This window comes from Gammaproteobacteria bacterium (ex Lamellibrachia satsuma) (genome assembly GCA_019623805.1).
In the GTDB taxonomy this organism is placed as follows: Bacteria; Pseudomonadota; Gammaproteobacteria; order Chromatiales; family Chromatiaceae; genus QGON01.
Map to the genome: position 1 here is coordinate 1,415,734 of CP053680.1, position 12,819 is coordinate 1,428,552.

Below are 12,819 nucleotides of genomic sequence, written 5' to 3' on the forward strand. Positions count from 1 at the left end.
TGCAAAGACTGCTTAATCTGACTGCAGCTTATCCTTGGCCCATATTCGCATTGCTCACGTTGACCTCAGTGGGGGCAGCATCTCAACTGCACAAACTGGAAATCCATATCTCGCCTCAGGCCCTGACCGTCGAGGGCGACTCCGCGAAGACATTATACGAAACCACAGTGGAGACTTTTGGCTCAGATAACGTCACTGTAATTTCTTTATCACTCCAATTCTGCTCTCCTACACCCGATTGATCACCCTCTGGGATTTCCTATCCCTTCGCACTCGTACAAAGCTATCAGGGAATTGCCCGCTTTTTAAAGGAATGCGCACAGGACAGATCAAACGCATCATTCTTCTTGGAGATCTACGCACTTATCGCCAGGGGGAGGTCATCTTTGAGGAGGGGGAGGAGAGCAATGAACTTTTCGTTGTTCTCAACGGCCGGATTAATTCCTCTTCGGAGAGAATGAACAATCATAAAATAACCGCTCGGACCTTAGGGGCTGGAGATGTTTTTGGTGCGGCATCACTCATGTGCGATCAAAAACGCCTTATCACGACGACTGCAGAGGGTGAGACACAGGTATTGTGTCTACACTGGTCGAGAATTCATCGTCTTATTAAATACTCACCCGTTTCCGCTGTCCTGTTCTTTAAAAACCTGGCGAACATTCTGGGCGCGCGTTTCCAAAACCAACAACTTTTTGTGAATTTTTCCAGCGAGTGCAAGATAAGCAGGATAAAGCTACCGGAATGCCCAACCTCAACATCTCAAACTGAAGCGTCCACATAAGGCTTCTCATTGAGCTTCCACTCAACTGCTATTTCTGTCCGGGCAATGATGGTGATATCCCGCAACATTCTTGTGGTGTGGGAAGAACCCTGCCCGTGGAAAACATCTCTACTGAGACGGAAGATAGTAAGCTTTTCTTTCTCCGGTTATCGGAGAGATGAAACTCAGGTGACTCGCCTTCAACCATAGATCCTCTCCCGACTGCGCCTTACCATACAACCGGTCACCCACCACCGGAAATCCAATCGCGGCAAGATGGCGGCGAATCTGGTGCTTACGGCCGGTTTCGATAGCAACATCCAATAGCGACCGGCCTGCCTCGGGATCGAATTCCAGTCGGCTGATCCGGCTGATGGCTGCGCGTCCGTCCAACTCCTGGTCGATTAGAAAAGGCTTGGGTTTGGTGGGAAACTTTCCTTCCACCAACACCTGGTAACGCTTCTCCACCGCTCTTTCGTGGAACAGTTCGGCCAGTGCGGCCGCCATTTTTTTCGTATGGGCAACCAGCATCAGCCCGGCAGCGGCACGATCGAGGCGGTGAACCAGAAAGGCGGTGCGCTCAGGCTGCAGATGCTGTTCGGCCCAGCGAGTGATCGAGCAGTGGTCACCCCACTTGGATCCATGCGACAGCATCCCGGCAGGCTTGTTCCAAACGGAGTAACCCTGTTCATCCGCAACCAACTCTGCCGCCAGCGGTTCCTGATTCATTACCTTTTCATCGTAATAGAGGTGCAGCTGATCCCCAGGGCTCAGCACCTTGGAAGCTCGACGCAGGCGCTGGGTATGTTTGCAGTGGGTCAACCAGACAGCTCCCTTCTGCATGACCTGTTTGATCTGGGTGCGGGTGAAACCCGTCTCGGTACAGAGCAGATCCACCGGCGCTCTCTGATACGCCGTTACATCGATATGACACTCAAAAGGGGATTCCATAAGGATTACTTTTTCAATGTGGTTTGGACGGGTTCAAGTAGTCGCCATCCAACATGGAGAGGACGTGACTTCAATGGCAATCATGAAGTCATTCCGGGCAATATTGAGAATAGCCAGATTATGAACGCTTGGGGGACTGAGTCAAACCATCACGGCCCTTTTCCTGTTCGATAACATTTACCTTTCATCTAAAATAGAATTATCGGTTTTCCCTATATCGGACCATCCATGAACCTGCGTGATCTCAAATATATCGTTGCCCTGGCGGACAGCAGCCACTTCGGCCATGCAGCCGAACGCTGCTATGTCAGTCAGCCCACCCTGAGCGGCCAGATAAAAAAGCTGGAGGATGAGCTGGGCATCACCCTTTTCGAACGCACCAAACGCTCGGTAGCGATAACCCCTATCGGCGAAACGATCGTGGCTCACGCCAGAGAGATATTGGAACAGGCCGAGACGATCCGGCAACTCGCCCAATCCCATCAGGATCCATTGGTAGGCCCACTGCGCATCGGTGCCATCATGACCCTGAGCCCCTACCTCATGCCGCTGATCCTGAAACCACTGCGGGACAGGCTGCCGCAGATGCAGCTCGTGATCTCAGAGGAGATGACCGAGACCCTGCTCGAACGTCTGCGCAGACACGAGATCGACGCCGCTCTTATCGCAACACCGGTGGACGCGGGTGAATTTTCCACTATCCCCCTGTTTGATGAAGCCTTCTGGCTGGCACATCCCCGCAACCACCCTTTTCAGGAAAAAAAGAACATCACCCAAAAGGATCTCGACAACACCGAACTCCTGCTGCTCTCGGAAGGCCACTGTCTCGCGGATCAGGCGATGGAGGTGTGCCACATGAAAGCACGGGCTGAACAGGGCGACATGGCCGACCTGCATGCCGCCAGCCTGGAGACACTGCTGCAACTGGTGGGAGTGGGATTCGGCTGTACCCTGGTCCCCGACCTGGCGGTGCGGGGTATCAGGATGAATGACAAGGATATCGTCACCCGCCGGTTACAACAGAAAGACGCCTACCGCAGGGTATCCCTCGCCTTCAGACGCAGTTTCCCGCGCCGTCAGGCACTCGATGCATTCAATGAAGTCGTGCTCGATAATCTGCCTGACACGGTTTTTCGCCTCTCCTGAGTAAAATCTCCTGGTAGGTCGGGTTAGCGCAGCGTAACCCGACAAGCTTCTGATTTTGTTGGGTTACGCTACCGCTAACCCAACCTACACTTATCGGAAATACCTATTTATTTAAGAAGTTCAAACGATTTTGCGAATCTATCTAGCTCTCCGATAATCTCTCCACGTCAACAAGATCAAGCTACAGATCACTGGAGAGAATCATGTTAGAAAATCGTGAAAACCAGCAAGTGCCACAGGTTACCTTCCACACCCGTCGCAACCACGAGTGGGTGGATGTCACCACCGACGAAGTGTTCAAAGACAAAACCGTAGTGGTGTTCGCCCTTCCCGGCGCATTCACCCCGACCTGCTCTTCCACCCATGTGCCCCGCTACAATCAACTGGCGCCGGCGTTCAAACGCCAGGGCGTTGATGAGATCGTCTGCATCTCGGTCAACGATGCCTTTGTCATGAACGAGTGGCGTGCCGAGCAGCAGGCCGACAACATCACCTTCCTGCCCGACGGCAACGGCGACTTCAGCCGTGGCATGGGCCTGCTGGTATCGAAGCAGGATCTCGGTTTCGGTGATCGCTCCTGGCGCTACTCCATGTTGGTGAAGGATGGCGTGATCGAGAAGATGTTCATCGAGCCGGACGTTCCCGGTGATCCCTTCGAGGTCTCCGACGCCGATACCATGCTGGCCCACATCGCACCGGATGCGGCAAAACCGTTGGATATCTCCCTCTTTACCCGTAAAGGCTGCCCTTTCTGTGCCCGCGCCAAGGGGATGCTGCATGACGCAGGTATCCAATTCGAAGAACTGGTATTGAACCGGGACTACAGCGAGGCAAGTCTGCGTGCGGTGGCTGGAATCTCCATGGTGCCCCAGATATTCATCAACGGCGAGCGCATCGGCGGTTCCGACGAACTGGAGCAATACCTCGCCAGGCAGAGCAAAGCAGCAGCCTGATCGCGGCAGAGGGATCGGAGTCAAATCTGACTCCGATCCCCAGGGAAACCAACAGCACCACATGCAGGAATAGAGAGATGAGCAGAGCATACGATTTAATTGCAATTGGCGGCGGCAGCGGCGGTCTCGCAGTGGCTGAAAAGGCCGCACAGTACGGCAAACGGGTGGCGGTCGTGGAAGCCCACAAAATGGGTGGCACCTGTGTAAACAACGGCTGCGTACCAAAAAAAGTCATGTGGTACGCCGCCAACCTGGCCCAAGCGGTGGACGATGCCGACAGCTTCGGCATCCCCGCCCATCGCGGGGCAACTGACTGGGGCAAGCTGGTTGCAGGGCGGGAGGAGTATATCCACAACATCAACCGCTACTGGGACAGCCATGTGGCAGACAGCGGCATTACCCACATCCAAGGTTACGCACGCTTCATCGACAGCAACCACATCGAAGTGGATGGCGAGACCTACAGCGCCGACCACATCGTTATTGCCACCGGCGGCCGCCCCATCGTGCCACCGGTGCCTGGCGCCGAATTGGGCATCACCTCCGACGGTTTCTTCCAACTCACAGAGCAGCCAAAGCGAGTGGCTGTAATCGGTGGCGGATACATCGGCGTGGAACTCGCGGGCGTACTGCGGGCACTGGGTTCAGAAGTCACCATAGCCGCTTTGGAGGAGCGCCTGCTTGAGGCCTTCGACCCGATGATCAGCGATGTTCTGATGGCGGAGATGAAGAAGCAGTCGATCGATCTGAGACTGGGCTTTCAGGTCGCAGGGCTGGCCAGGAGTGAATCCGGCATCGCCCTTGACTCCATAGGCGGCGAGCGTCTCCACGGCTTCGACTGCGTGATCTGGGCGGTAGGCCGCGCACCCAACACCCGGGAACTCAATCTGGAGGCTGCAGACGTCGAAATACGTTACAACGGCATCGTCACCACCGACGAATACCAGAACACCAACATCCCCGGCATCTACGCCATCGGTGATATCACCGGCCGCACGCCATTGACCCCGGTAGCCATAGCTGCAGGTCGACGTCTGGCAGAGAGGCTTTTCAACGACAAACCCGAACGGAGAGTGGACTACGATAACATTCCAAGCGTCGTCTTTTCCCATCCGCCGGTGGCGACTGTCGGCCTGACCGAACCCGAGGCCCGTGAGCAGCGTGAAAAGATCACGATCTACAAGACCGATTTCACTCCCATGCGCCATGCCCTCTCCAGCCACGGCGTCACCACTGCGATGAAACTGGTCTGTGCAGGCCCGGAACAACGGGTGGTGGGCATTCACCTCATCGGCGACAACGTGGAAGAGATTCTGCAGGGATTTGCCGTAGCGGTGAAGATGGGGGCAACCAAGGCGGACTTCGACAGCACCATCGCCATCCACCCCGTCAGCGCCGAGGAGCTGGTGACCATGAATGAACCGCAACCGAATGCTGCGATACACCACGGTATCGAGTGGAAGGAGGCAGGTTGAGCAGGTGCTGGATCTTTTATTGAATCCATAGCGACAGGGTTAAACGTATGGATATTAGAAAGCGGCAACAAACCCAGATGCCGACACACCATACAACGTTGAGGATTCAATCATGAAGAGATCAATCATCGCATTCAGTGCACTCCTTTTTGCCGGGACTGCGGGCGCAGCTTCCGATTGGGAGATCTATCGCGGGTTTGCCCCCGGCAATCCTGATCTATCCACCGGCAGCACCTACAGGTCAGGGGCAAGCGCCGTTCAGCCTGGAATAGGCAGTTCAGCGGGAACAAGAAGCCACTCCCCAGTGACCGATTACGATATCTACCGCGGGTTCGTCAGTGGCAATCCTGATCTGTCCAGCGACATGGCACCCTCACTGAGGACAGCGAATGTGCCAGGCATCGGCCTTGGAACGGGCCTGCGTGGCAGCGCTTCCAATCATTTCATCTACCATGGTTTTGAAAAGGACAACCCCGATCTATAAGTGTTCCGGTGCGCACGGCACACCCTACAGATGCTATGGTTTGAACTTCTCACAAATATAAAACGTAGGGTGCGCCATGCGCACCATGATTGCGGGAAGATGACTTTTTCCTGAGACAGATCAGTTCAGGTAACACGATCACACGGTAAGTTAATGTGAGACGATCCGGTGACGTTTACTTGCATGAAGGCATCCATACAAAATTCCCACTTTCTGCTGCGCCGCCTGCACTCCCTGTTCGGGCTGCTGCCGGTGGGTGCTTTTCTGATCTTCCATCTATGGGAGAACTCACAGTCACGTTTCGGCATGGCACACTATAACGAACAGGTGGTGGCCGCCTTGCAGCGCATGAACTACCTGCCGCTGCTGGAGATCTTCGCCATCGCCCTGCCGATCCTGTTTCATGCTGGATACGGCTTGGTGATCCTAGGTTCAGGCAGGGCAGAACTGCACCGCTACCCCTGGCTGCACAATCGCTTCTACTGGCTACAACGGCTCTCCGGGGTCGCCATTCTGCTTTTTCTGCTCGCCCATGTCGGCATGACCCGCTTCTGGGGAATCTGGGAACCCGCGGTGAAGGCCGATCTGTTTGGTCATATGCAGCAACTGCTCTCACATCCAATGATCTTTCTGCTCTACCTGCTTGGACTGCTGCTTTCCCTGCTCCACCTGGGCAACGGCCTCTGGAGCATGGGGATCAGCTGGGGCGTCACGGTTACACCACGTGCGCAACAGCTCAGTTTCCTGATCTGCATGGGATTTACCCTCCTGCTCTTCGCAGTGGGTCTGCAGGGTCTATTAGGGTTTATCTCATGAAAAAGAGACCGCGGGTTATTGTCATCGGTGGCGGACTGGCGGGACTCTGGACCACCCTGCGCATCGTCGAGGCCGGTTTCAGTGTCGAGCTGTTCTCACTGTTCGAGGTGAAACGTTCCCACTCTGTCTGTGCCCAGGGGGGAATCAATGCCGTGCTCGACACCAAAGGTCAACGGGATTCAGTCAGGCAGCATCTCATCGACACTGTCAAGGGCGGCTCCTATCTCGCCAACCAGCCGCCGATCCAGTCGATGTGCGAAGAGGCGCCGGGACTGATCCGCACCTTCGAGCGCATGGGCGTCACCTTCTCCCGCACCCCGGAGGGATTGATGGATCTGCGCCTGTTCGGCGGCGTGAAGAACAAGCGCACCTGTTTTGCCGGCGCCAGCACCGGCCAGCAGTTGATGTATGGGGTGGATGAGCAGGTACGGCGCCACGAAGCCCAGGGCAGCGTCCACAAGCGGGAGTGGTGGGAATTTCTCTCCCTGGTGCTCGACAACAACGGCCACTGCAAGGGTATCATCGCCTTCAACCTGCACACGCTGGAGGTGCACGCCTTTCGTGCCGACGCGGTGGTGATGGCCACCGGCGGAATGGGAAAGGTCTATGGGCACCGCACCACCAACTCGACCAACTCCACCGGAGCGGCGGCCTTTCGTTGTTACCTGCAGGGCGCCCGGTTCGCCAATGCGGAGTTCTTCCAGTTCCACCCCACCGCCATGCTGGGGGACGACAAGACCCGTCTCATGAGCGAGGCCGCACGGGGCGAGGGAGGCCGCCTCTGGGTGCCAAAACGACCGGAAGACAGCCGTGATCCCCGTTCCATCCCGGAGAACGAACGTTTCTATTTTCTCGAAGAGTGGTACCCGAGCTACGGCAATACTGTGCCACGGGATGTGGCTTCACGGGCCATCTCGAAGATCGTGCGGGAACAGGGACAGGGAGTCGGCGGCGCGGACAAAGTCTATCTCGACCTCACCCATCTGGACAAAAAGTTCGTCACCACCCGGCTGGGCGCAATCCTCGATATCTACCGCAAGTTTCACGGCAGCGATCCACTGGAGTCTCCCATGGAGATCTTCCCCTCCGCCCACTACGCCATGGGGGGACTCTGGATCGACTACGAAAAGGATGAACAAAGCGGCGGCCTCAAGTACGGCAGCCCACGCAACCACGCTACCAATATTCCCGGTCTCTACGCCTGTGGCGAGTGCGACAGCGGCTACCACGGGGCCAACCGACTGGGGGCCAACTCGCTGCTCTCCGCCTCCTTCAGCGGCCGGGTGACAGGTGAGTCGGTTGCCACCTACCTGCAGGGGCTGGAGCAGAGCAGCGATGAGACCCCGCCCCATTTTTTTGAAGAGGGAGTCGCCCGGGAGCAGGCAATCAACGAGGGCCTGCTCAAATGCAACGGGCATGAAAACCCCTACCGGCTGCACGATGAGCTGGGGGCACTGATGACGGGGAAGGTGGGCGTGGTGAGAGACAACCCAACCCTCGATCTCGCCTATGACGAGTTACTCGCATTGGAGCAGCGTTCCCGCAACGTCGGTCTCGGAGACCGCAGTGGCTGGAGTAACCAGAGCCTCGCCGAAACCCGCCAGGTGCAGGAGATGATTCGCCTCAGCTCAGTCATCACCCGCTGCGCCCGTGCCAGGGATGAGTGCCGGGGGGCCCACTACAAACCCGAATTCAGGCTGACGATTCCAGAGGGCAAGTTTCCCGGCGACCCGGAGTTTGAGACCTATCGTGAAGCGTGGAAACGTAAAAACGACAAGTGGCTGAAGACCACACTGGCAGAACATGACGGGGATGGACCACGGATATCCTACGAAGCGGTGGACACCTCGATCATCCCGCCGGAGCAGCCGAGGGACTATCGCTGATGAACGGTTCGATAGAGCTACGCATACGCCGACAGGACCGGCCGGAGACCCAGCCCTATTGGCAGACGTTCCGCATCCCACATAAACCGGGGCACAACATTGTCTCCGCACTGATGATGATTCGCAACGATCCGGTGACCTCGGACGGAGAACCAGTCGAACCGGTCGTCTGGGAGTTCAACTGCATGGAGGAGGTCTGCGGCGCCTGCTCCATGATCATCAACGGCAGGCCACGGCAGGCCTGCTCTGCACTGGTGGATGAGCTGGCACAGCCCATCGTGCTGGAACCCCTCGGCAAATTCCCGGTGGTGCGGGATCTGCTTGTAAACCGCTCACGGATATTCGAGGGACTCAAACAGGTCAAGGCTTGGGTCGAAATCGACGGCGCTTGGGACGTACATCAGGGCGCCCCCCGCATATCGCCCCAGGTGTGGAGCGAAAATCATCTCTTCAGCCGCTGTATGAGCTGTGGCTGCTGTATGGAGGCCTGCCCCCAGTTCGGACCGGACATCGACTTCCTGGGACCTGCAGTCTTGGGTCAGGTGCGGCTCATGAACGGCCACCCGACAGGTACCTACGACCGGGAGGCAAGGCTGCACGCCATCATGGGTGACGGCGGCCTGAGTGACTGCAGCAATGCGCAAAACTGTGTGCAGGTCTGTCCCAAGGAGATCCCTCTCACCACCGCCATCGGCGAACTGGGACGTCAGGTGACCCGACAGCTGGTCAAAGACATATTGGGTTGAGTACACTCTATATGGTGTCTATCCGGAACGCTCCTGTAATCTGGAACCTGGAACCTGGAACCTGGAACCTGGAACCTGGAACCCAAAGAGATCAAAACGGAAAATCAATGAGTCAGACAGCCATGAAAAAAACAGCCCTGTTATTTTTTCTATTGATCCTGTCGCTGCCGGTGCTCGCCTTTCAGCCATTTTTTGACAATGACCCCAGAACCCGCCACGCCCCCGAAGACCCCGACCTGACTGACTTTGATCTTGAGGTGCTGGCGTTGTGCGGCCACTGGGGCGATGAGGTCGAGGCGGTCGATTTCGAACAGATGATGCTGGATAAATCCAATACAGCGGTTTTGCAGCGCATTCGCAAGGCCGTCGGGGGGCGTATCTTCAGCAAGGCCAGTGACAACAAACAGTTTGCCCATGAGCTGCGCCGTGTCTGGTTTGAGCAGAAGGGTTTTAAACACGTCTTCTGCGGTGAACCTGGATCCGGCCGCGACCTGGGCGGCCTGCACTACGCTGCCCGCTACTGGCAGGCACAGGACAACAACTGGGCCGGATACAGAAAACTGAAATCAAACTATAGAAAACGCCCGGTCGAAAAGTGTCGGGCGTTCTATCTGAAGGAGTCGATCAAACCCCCGGTCTACACCATCAGCCTTCAGTTCAAAAACCCCTATGAACCGAGGAACAATATTAAGTGTCTCAGCGGTTACAACCATGAGATGAACGCCGAAGACATTCTGATCGCCGGTACAAGGGCCTTTAAGCAAGCCAATAAACGGGTGGGCAAAAACACCAAAGATGCCTGTCTGTTTGATACCCGTCCAGCCGGTAAAAAACGCCATTTCAGCACCATGGTGATCAAACAGCGCGCCCTGCGCACCTTCTACCCGATGACAGACAAAAAACCCTACTGCAAGAAGAACAGAAAAAACTATAAGGTCTGTCTCTGTTCCAATCTTTGACCCTGTCTGAAGCAGGAAAACACCACGGCAGGATCATCCAAAAAAAGCCGTGTTCACTGCACTTGTCGGGTCGCACAAAGGCAACCTGATCCTCACGGTCATCGAGATCCGGGCCGAAATAAAATCTGCCCCTTCTCGAGGCGTAGGCACGATCAAGCGTAGCGGATCGGGCAATCCAGGCTTGATGGAACAACAGGAATGCTGCCGGTTCCACTACGCTTTAACCGGCCTACTTCACTACAGAAGGCGGCACCGGCGGTGAACCCCGCCGATGTTCTCATGTAACTAAGAAAAAGAAGTGACTCAGCCTTCGCGATAGTGCGAATCGACCCAGCATCTGGGCAGGCCTTCACCCGAAGGGAACAGCAGATCAGCTTTGGTGAACTTTTCCGGATCCTGCATCTCTTCACCAGCGTGAAACCGCCCGACCACTTCGCCATGCATAGGATCAAAGAGATCGGACAGGCTCAGGACTTCAACCATCTTTTTCGTGTTTTTCTGCATCACGAACATGGGGTACCTCCATTTAATATCCACCACTTTCTATCTTAATTATGGGACGCCGGAGGAGAATTACAAATGGAGAAACTACAGTTTTTTAGTTGCGATCAGCCCTGCTTTGCCGCCCAATCTTCAGGAGAAAAGGCCTTGATGGAGAGTGCATGCAGCTCGTCGCTGGTTATCTGCTCTGTTACGGTCGCCATCACCATCCGGTGCTTCTGGATCAGCGACTTGCCGACAAAGTCCTCGCTGATGACCAGCGCCTCAAAATGGCGGCCGTCGCCAGTCACTGTCACTTTCGCACCGGGCATACCAGCACAAATCAGTGCTTCTACTTCTTCATTTTCCATCGAAACCTCTGCTCTTTATACCAGCCGTAGGCCCGATCAAGCGCAGCGGATCGGGCATTCTTGAAACATGAAATCGCCGGTTCCGCTGCGCTTGAACCGGCCTGCTACAGTTCGCGCGTCGCCAGGAAGCGCACATCAGGCCAGCGCTCCTCAGCCAGACTCAGATTGACCCGGGTCGGAGCAAGATAAACCAACTGGTCATCCCCATCCAACGCCAGATTAGCGTGGTTTTTATCCTTGAAGCGCTGCAGCATCTTTTCATCGTCGCATTCAACCCAGCGGGCGGTTGCGACACTGGCCGCCTCAATGATGGCTTCCACCTTGTATTCGCTCTTCAGACGCTCGACCGCGACATCGAACTGAAGCACACCCACCGCCCCGAGGATCAGATCGTTGTTTTTCTCCGGCCGAAAGACCTGGGTCGCCCCCTCTTCACTGAGTTGCAGAATCCCCTTCAACAGCGCCTTCTGCTTGAGCGGATCCTTCAGCACCACCCGGCGAAAGAGTTCCGGGGCAAAGTAGGGAATGCCCTCATATTTCAGCGCCTCCCCCTCGGTGAAGGTATCGCCAATCTGGATGGTGCCGTGATTGTGCAGGCCGATGATATCACCGGGCCAGGCCTCCTCCACATGCCTGCGCTCATCCGCCTGGAAGGTGATGGCATTGCTTATCTGCACCGTCTTTCCGATGCGGACATGTTTCATCTTCATCCCTTTGCGATAGCTGCCGGAGCAGACCCGCAGGAAGGCGATGCGATCCCGATGCTGCCGGTCCATATTCGCCTGGATCTTGAAGACGAAGCCGGAAAACTTCTTTTCAGATGGCTCCACCAGACGCTGCTGGGTCAGCCGGGAAAGCGGCGCAGGACTGTACTCGACGAAGGCGTCCAGCAACTCCCTGACGCCGAAGTTGTTGATCGCCGAGCCGAAGAAGACCGGCGTCTGCTCGCCGCGCGCATAGGCCTCCAGATCGAGTTCGTTGCTGGCGCCACGCACCAGCTCGATCTCGTCACGCAACTCCTGGGCCATGTCTCCCAGCACATCGTCCAGGTGGGGGTTGTCCAGTCCCTCGATCATCTCACCCATCTGGATCTTGCCACCGTGGGTGGCGCTGAAGAGATGGGTGGTATCGGTGCGCAGATCAAAGACCCCCTTCAGACGCTTGCCCATGCCGATGGGCCAGGTGACTGGCGCACACTCGATCTTGAGCACGCTCTCGACCTCATCCATGATCTCAATGGGATCACGCCCTTCACGATCGAGTTTGTTGACGAAGGTGAGGATCGGCGTATCGCGCAGACGGCAGACCTCCATCAACTTGATGGTCCTCGCCTCGACACCCTTGGCCACGTCGATCACCATCAGGGCGGAGTCCACCGCAGTGAGGGTGCGGTAGGTATCCTCTGAAAAATCCTCATGGCCGGGGGTATCGAGCAGGTTGACGATCTCATCCCGATAGGGGAACTGCATCACCGACGAAGTCACAGATATGCCACGCTGCTTCTCCATATCCATCCAGTCGGACGTGGCATGACGCGCCGCCTTGCGCCCCTTGACCGTGCCCGCCATCTGTATAGCACCGCCATAGAGCAGCAGTTTTTCGGTCAATGTGGTCTTGCCCGCATCCGGGTGCGAGATAATGGCGAAGGTGCGCCGCCGGTTGAGTTGTTCGAGCAGTTCGTCTGACATGAGGGGATCGACAATCGGAAAAATGGGAAGGATTATACCCCATCGACACAGGAAGGGGTCGAAGTCGACCCCAACTCATTCTATACCAGCCGTCAAGCATT

13 protein-coding genes are annotated in these 12,819 nt (G+C 56.3%); 9 read left to right on the top strand and 4 right to left on the bottom strand.

What is annotated here, in order from left to right; genetic code table 11:
- Positions 1 to 313: 313 nt before the first annotated feature.
- Positions 314 to 784, top strand: a complete 471-nt coding sequence (locus tag HPY30_05945) for a cyclic nucleotide-binding domain-containing protein (protein ID QYZ65565.1) — start codon at positions 314 to 316, stop codon at positions 782 to 784.
- Positions 785 to 892: 108 nt separating this feature from the next.
- Here HPY30_05945 and HPY30_05950 read toward each other — a convergent pair whose 3' ends face one another.
- A complete protein-coding gene (locus HPY30_05950) occupies positions 893 to 1,714 on the bottom strand; it encodes an RluA family pseudouridine synthase (protein QYZ65566.1) in 822 nt (273 codons plus the stop codon).
- A 228-nt stretch (positions 1,715 to 1,942) separates the two neighbouring features.
- Here HPY30_05950 and HPY30_05955 point away from each other — a divergent pair, with 228 nt between their 5' ends.
- The 8 genes from HPY30_05955 (at position 1,943) to HPY30_05990 (ending at position 10,179) form a co-directional block, all read left to right on the top strand.
- Positions 1,943 to 2,860 carry a LysR family transcriptional regulator gene (locus HPY30_05955; protein ID QYZ65567.1) on the top strand — a complete coding sequence of 306 codons (918 nt, stop codon included), beginning with the start codon at positions 1,943 to 1,945 and terminating at the stop codon, positions 2,858 to 2,860.
- A gap of 203 nt (positions 2,861 to 3,063) precedes the next feature.
- Positions 3,064 to 3,813 (top strand): glutathione peroxidase, encoded by a 750-nt coding sequence (locus HPY30_05960; GenBank protein QYZ65568.1) that lies wholly within the window; start codon positions 3,064 to 3,066, stop codon positions 3,811 to 3,813.
- A 77-nt stretch (positions 3,814 to 3,890) separates the two neighbouring features.
- Positions 3,891 to 5,288 (top strand): glutathione-disulfide reductase, encoded by a 1,398-nt coding sequence (gorA, locus tag HPY30_05965; GenBank protein QYZ65569.1) that lies wholly within the window; start codon positions 3,891 to 3,893, stop codon positions 5,286 to 5,288.
- Positions 5,289 to 5,400: 112 nt separating this feature from the next.
- Entirely contained in the window at positions 5,401 to 5,772 is a 372-nt protein-coding gene (locus tag HPY30_05970) for a hypothetical protein (protein ID QYZ65570.1), read from the top strand.
- Positions 5,773 to 5,955: 183 nt separating this feature from the next.
- The gene (locus HPY30_05975; protein ID QYZ65571.1) at positions 5,956 to 6,588 is read left to right on the top strand and encodes a succinate dehydrogenase; all 633 of its coding nucleotides are present in this window, start codon (positions 5,956 to 5,958) and stop codon (positions 6,586 to 6,588) included.
- Positions 6,585 to 8,474 (top strand): succinate dehydrogenase (quinone) flavoprotein subunit, encoded by a 1,890-nt coding sequence (gene sdhA / locus HPY30_05980; GenBank protein ID QYZ65572.1) that lies wholly within the window; start codon positions 6,585 to 6,587, stop codon positions 8,472 to 8,474. The genes HPY30_05975 and sdhA overlap by 4 nt, the downstream gene beginning before the upstream one ends.
- Positions 8,474 to 9,220, top strand: coding sequence for a succinate dehydrogenase iron-sulfur subunit (gene sdhB / locus HPY30_05985; GenBank protein ID QYZ65573.1), 747 nt, complete (start codon positions 8,474 to 8,476; stop codon positions 9,218 to 9,220). The genes sdhA and sdhB overlap by 1 nt, the downstream gene beginning before the upstream one ends.
- Positions 9,221 to 9,327: 107 nt before the next feature.
- A complete protein-coding gene (locus tag HPY30_05990; GenBank protein ID QYZ65574.1) occupies positions 9,328 to 10,179 on the top strand; it encodes an EndoU domain-containing protein in 852 nt (283 codons plus the stop codon).
- 303 nt (positions 10,180 to 10,482) lie between these two features.
- Here the strand turns inward: HPY30_05990 and HPY30_05995 are convergent, their stop codons facing one another.
- From HPY30_05995 to HPY30_06005, 3 genes are all read right to left on the bottom strand, one after another.
- Entirely contained in the window at positions 10,483 to 10,692 is a 210-nt protein-coding gene (locus tag HPY30_05995) for an acetyltransferase (GenBank protein ID QYZ65575.1), read from the bottom strand.
- A gap of 95 nt (positions 10,693 to 10,787) precedes the next feature.
- Complete coding sequence (locus tag HPY30_06000) at positions 10,788 to 11,030, bottom strand: BolA/IbaG family iron-sulfur metabolism protein (protein ID QYZ65576.1); 243 nt, start codon at positions 11,028 to 11,030, stop codon at positions 10,788 to 10,790.
- Positions 11,031 to 11,134: 104 nt separating this feature from the next.
- The gene (locus tag HPY30_06005) at positions 11,135 to 12,718 is read right to left on the bottom strand and encodes a peptide chain release factor 3 (protein ID QYZ65577.1); all 1,584 of its coding nucleotides are present in this window, start codon (positions 12,716 to 12,718) and stop codon (positions 11,135 to 11,137) included.
- Between the last annotated feature and the right edge of the window lie 101 nt (positions 12,719 to 12,819).

Excerpts from the sequence above, each read along its gene's own strand:
- HPY30_05945 (QYZ65565.1), top strand. The coding sequence starts at position 314 with ATGCGCACAGGACAGATCAAACGCATCATTCTTCTTGGAGATCTACGC.
- HPY30_05950 (QYZ65566.1), bottom strand. The coding sequence starts at position 1,714 with ATGGAATCCCCTTTTGAGTGTCATATCGATGTAACGGCGTATCAGAGA.
- HPY30_05955 (QYZ65567.1), top strand. The coding sequence starts at position 1,943 with ATGAACCTGCGTGATCTCAAATATATCGTTGCCCTGGCGGACAGCAGC.
- HPY30_05960 (QYZ65568.1), top strand. The coding sequence starts at position 3,064 with ATGTTAGAAAATCGTGAAAACCAGCAAGTGCCACAGGTTACCTTCCAC.
- gorA (QYZ65569.1), top strand. The coding sequence starts at position 3,891 with ATGAGCAGAGCATACGATTTAATTGCAATTGGCGGCGGCAGCGGCGGT.
- HPY30_05970 (QYZ65570.1), top strand. The coding sequence starts at position 5,401 with ATGAAGAGATCAATCATCGCATTCAGTGCACTCCTTTTTGCCGGGACT.
- HPY30_05975 (QYZ65571.1), top strand. The coding sequence starts at position 5,956 with ATGAAGGCATCCATACAAAATTCCCACTTTCTGCTGCGCCGCCTGCAC.
- sdhA (QYZ65572.1), top strand. The coding sequence starts at position 6,585 with ATGAAAAAGAGACCGCGGGTTATTGTCATCGGTGGCGGACTGGCGGGA.
- sdhB (QYZ65573.1), top strand. The coding sequence starts at position 8,474 with ATGAACGGTTCGATAGAGCTACGCATACGCCGACAGGACCGGCCGGAG.
- HPY30_05990 (QYZ65574.1), top strand. The coding sequence starts at position 9,328 with ATGAGTCAGACAGCCATGAAAAAAACAGCCCTGTTATTTTTTCTATTG.
- HPY30_05995 (QYZ65575.1), bottom strand. The coding sequence starts at position 10,692 with ATGTTCGTGATGCAGAAAAACACGAAAAAGATGGTTGAAGTCCTGAGC.
- HPY30_06000 (QYZ65576.1), bottom strand. The coding sequence starts at position 11,030 with ATGGAAAATGAAGAAGTAGAAGCACTGATTTGTGCTGGTATGCCCGGT.
- HPY30_06005 (QYZ65577.1), bottom strand. The coding sequence starts at position 12,718 with ATGTCAGACGAACTGCTCGAACAACTCAACCGGCGGCGCACCTTCGCC.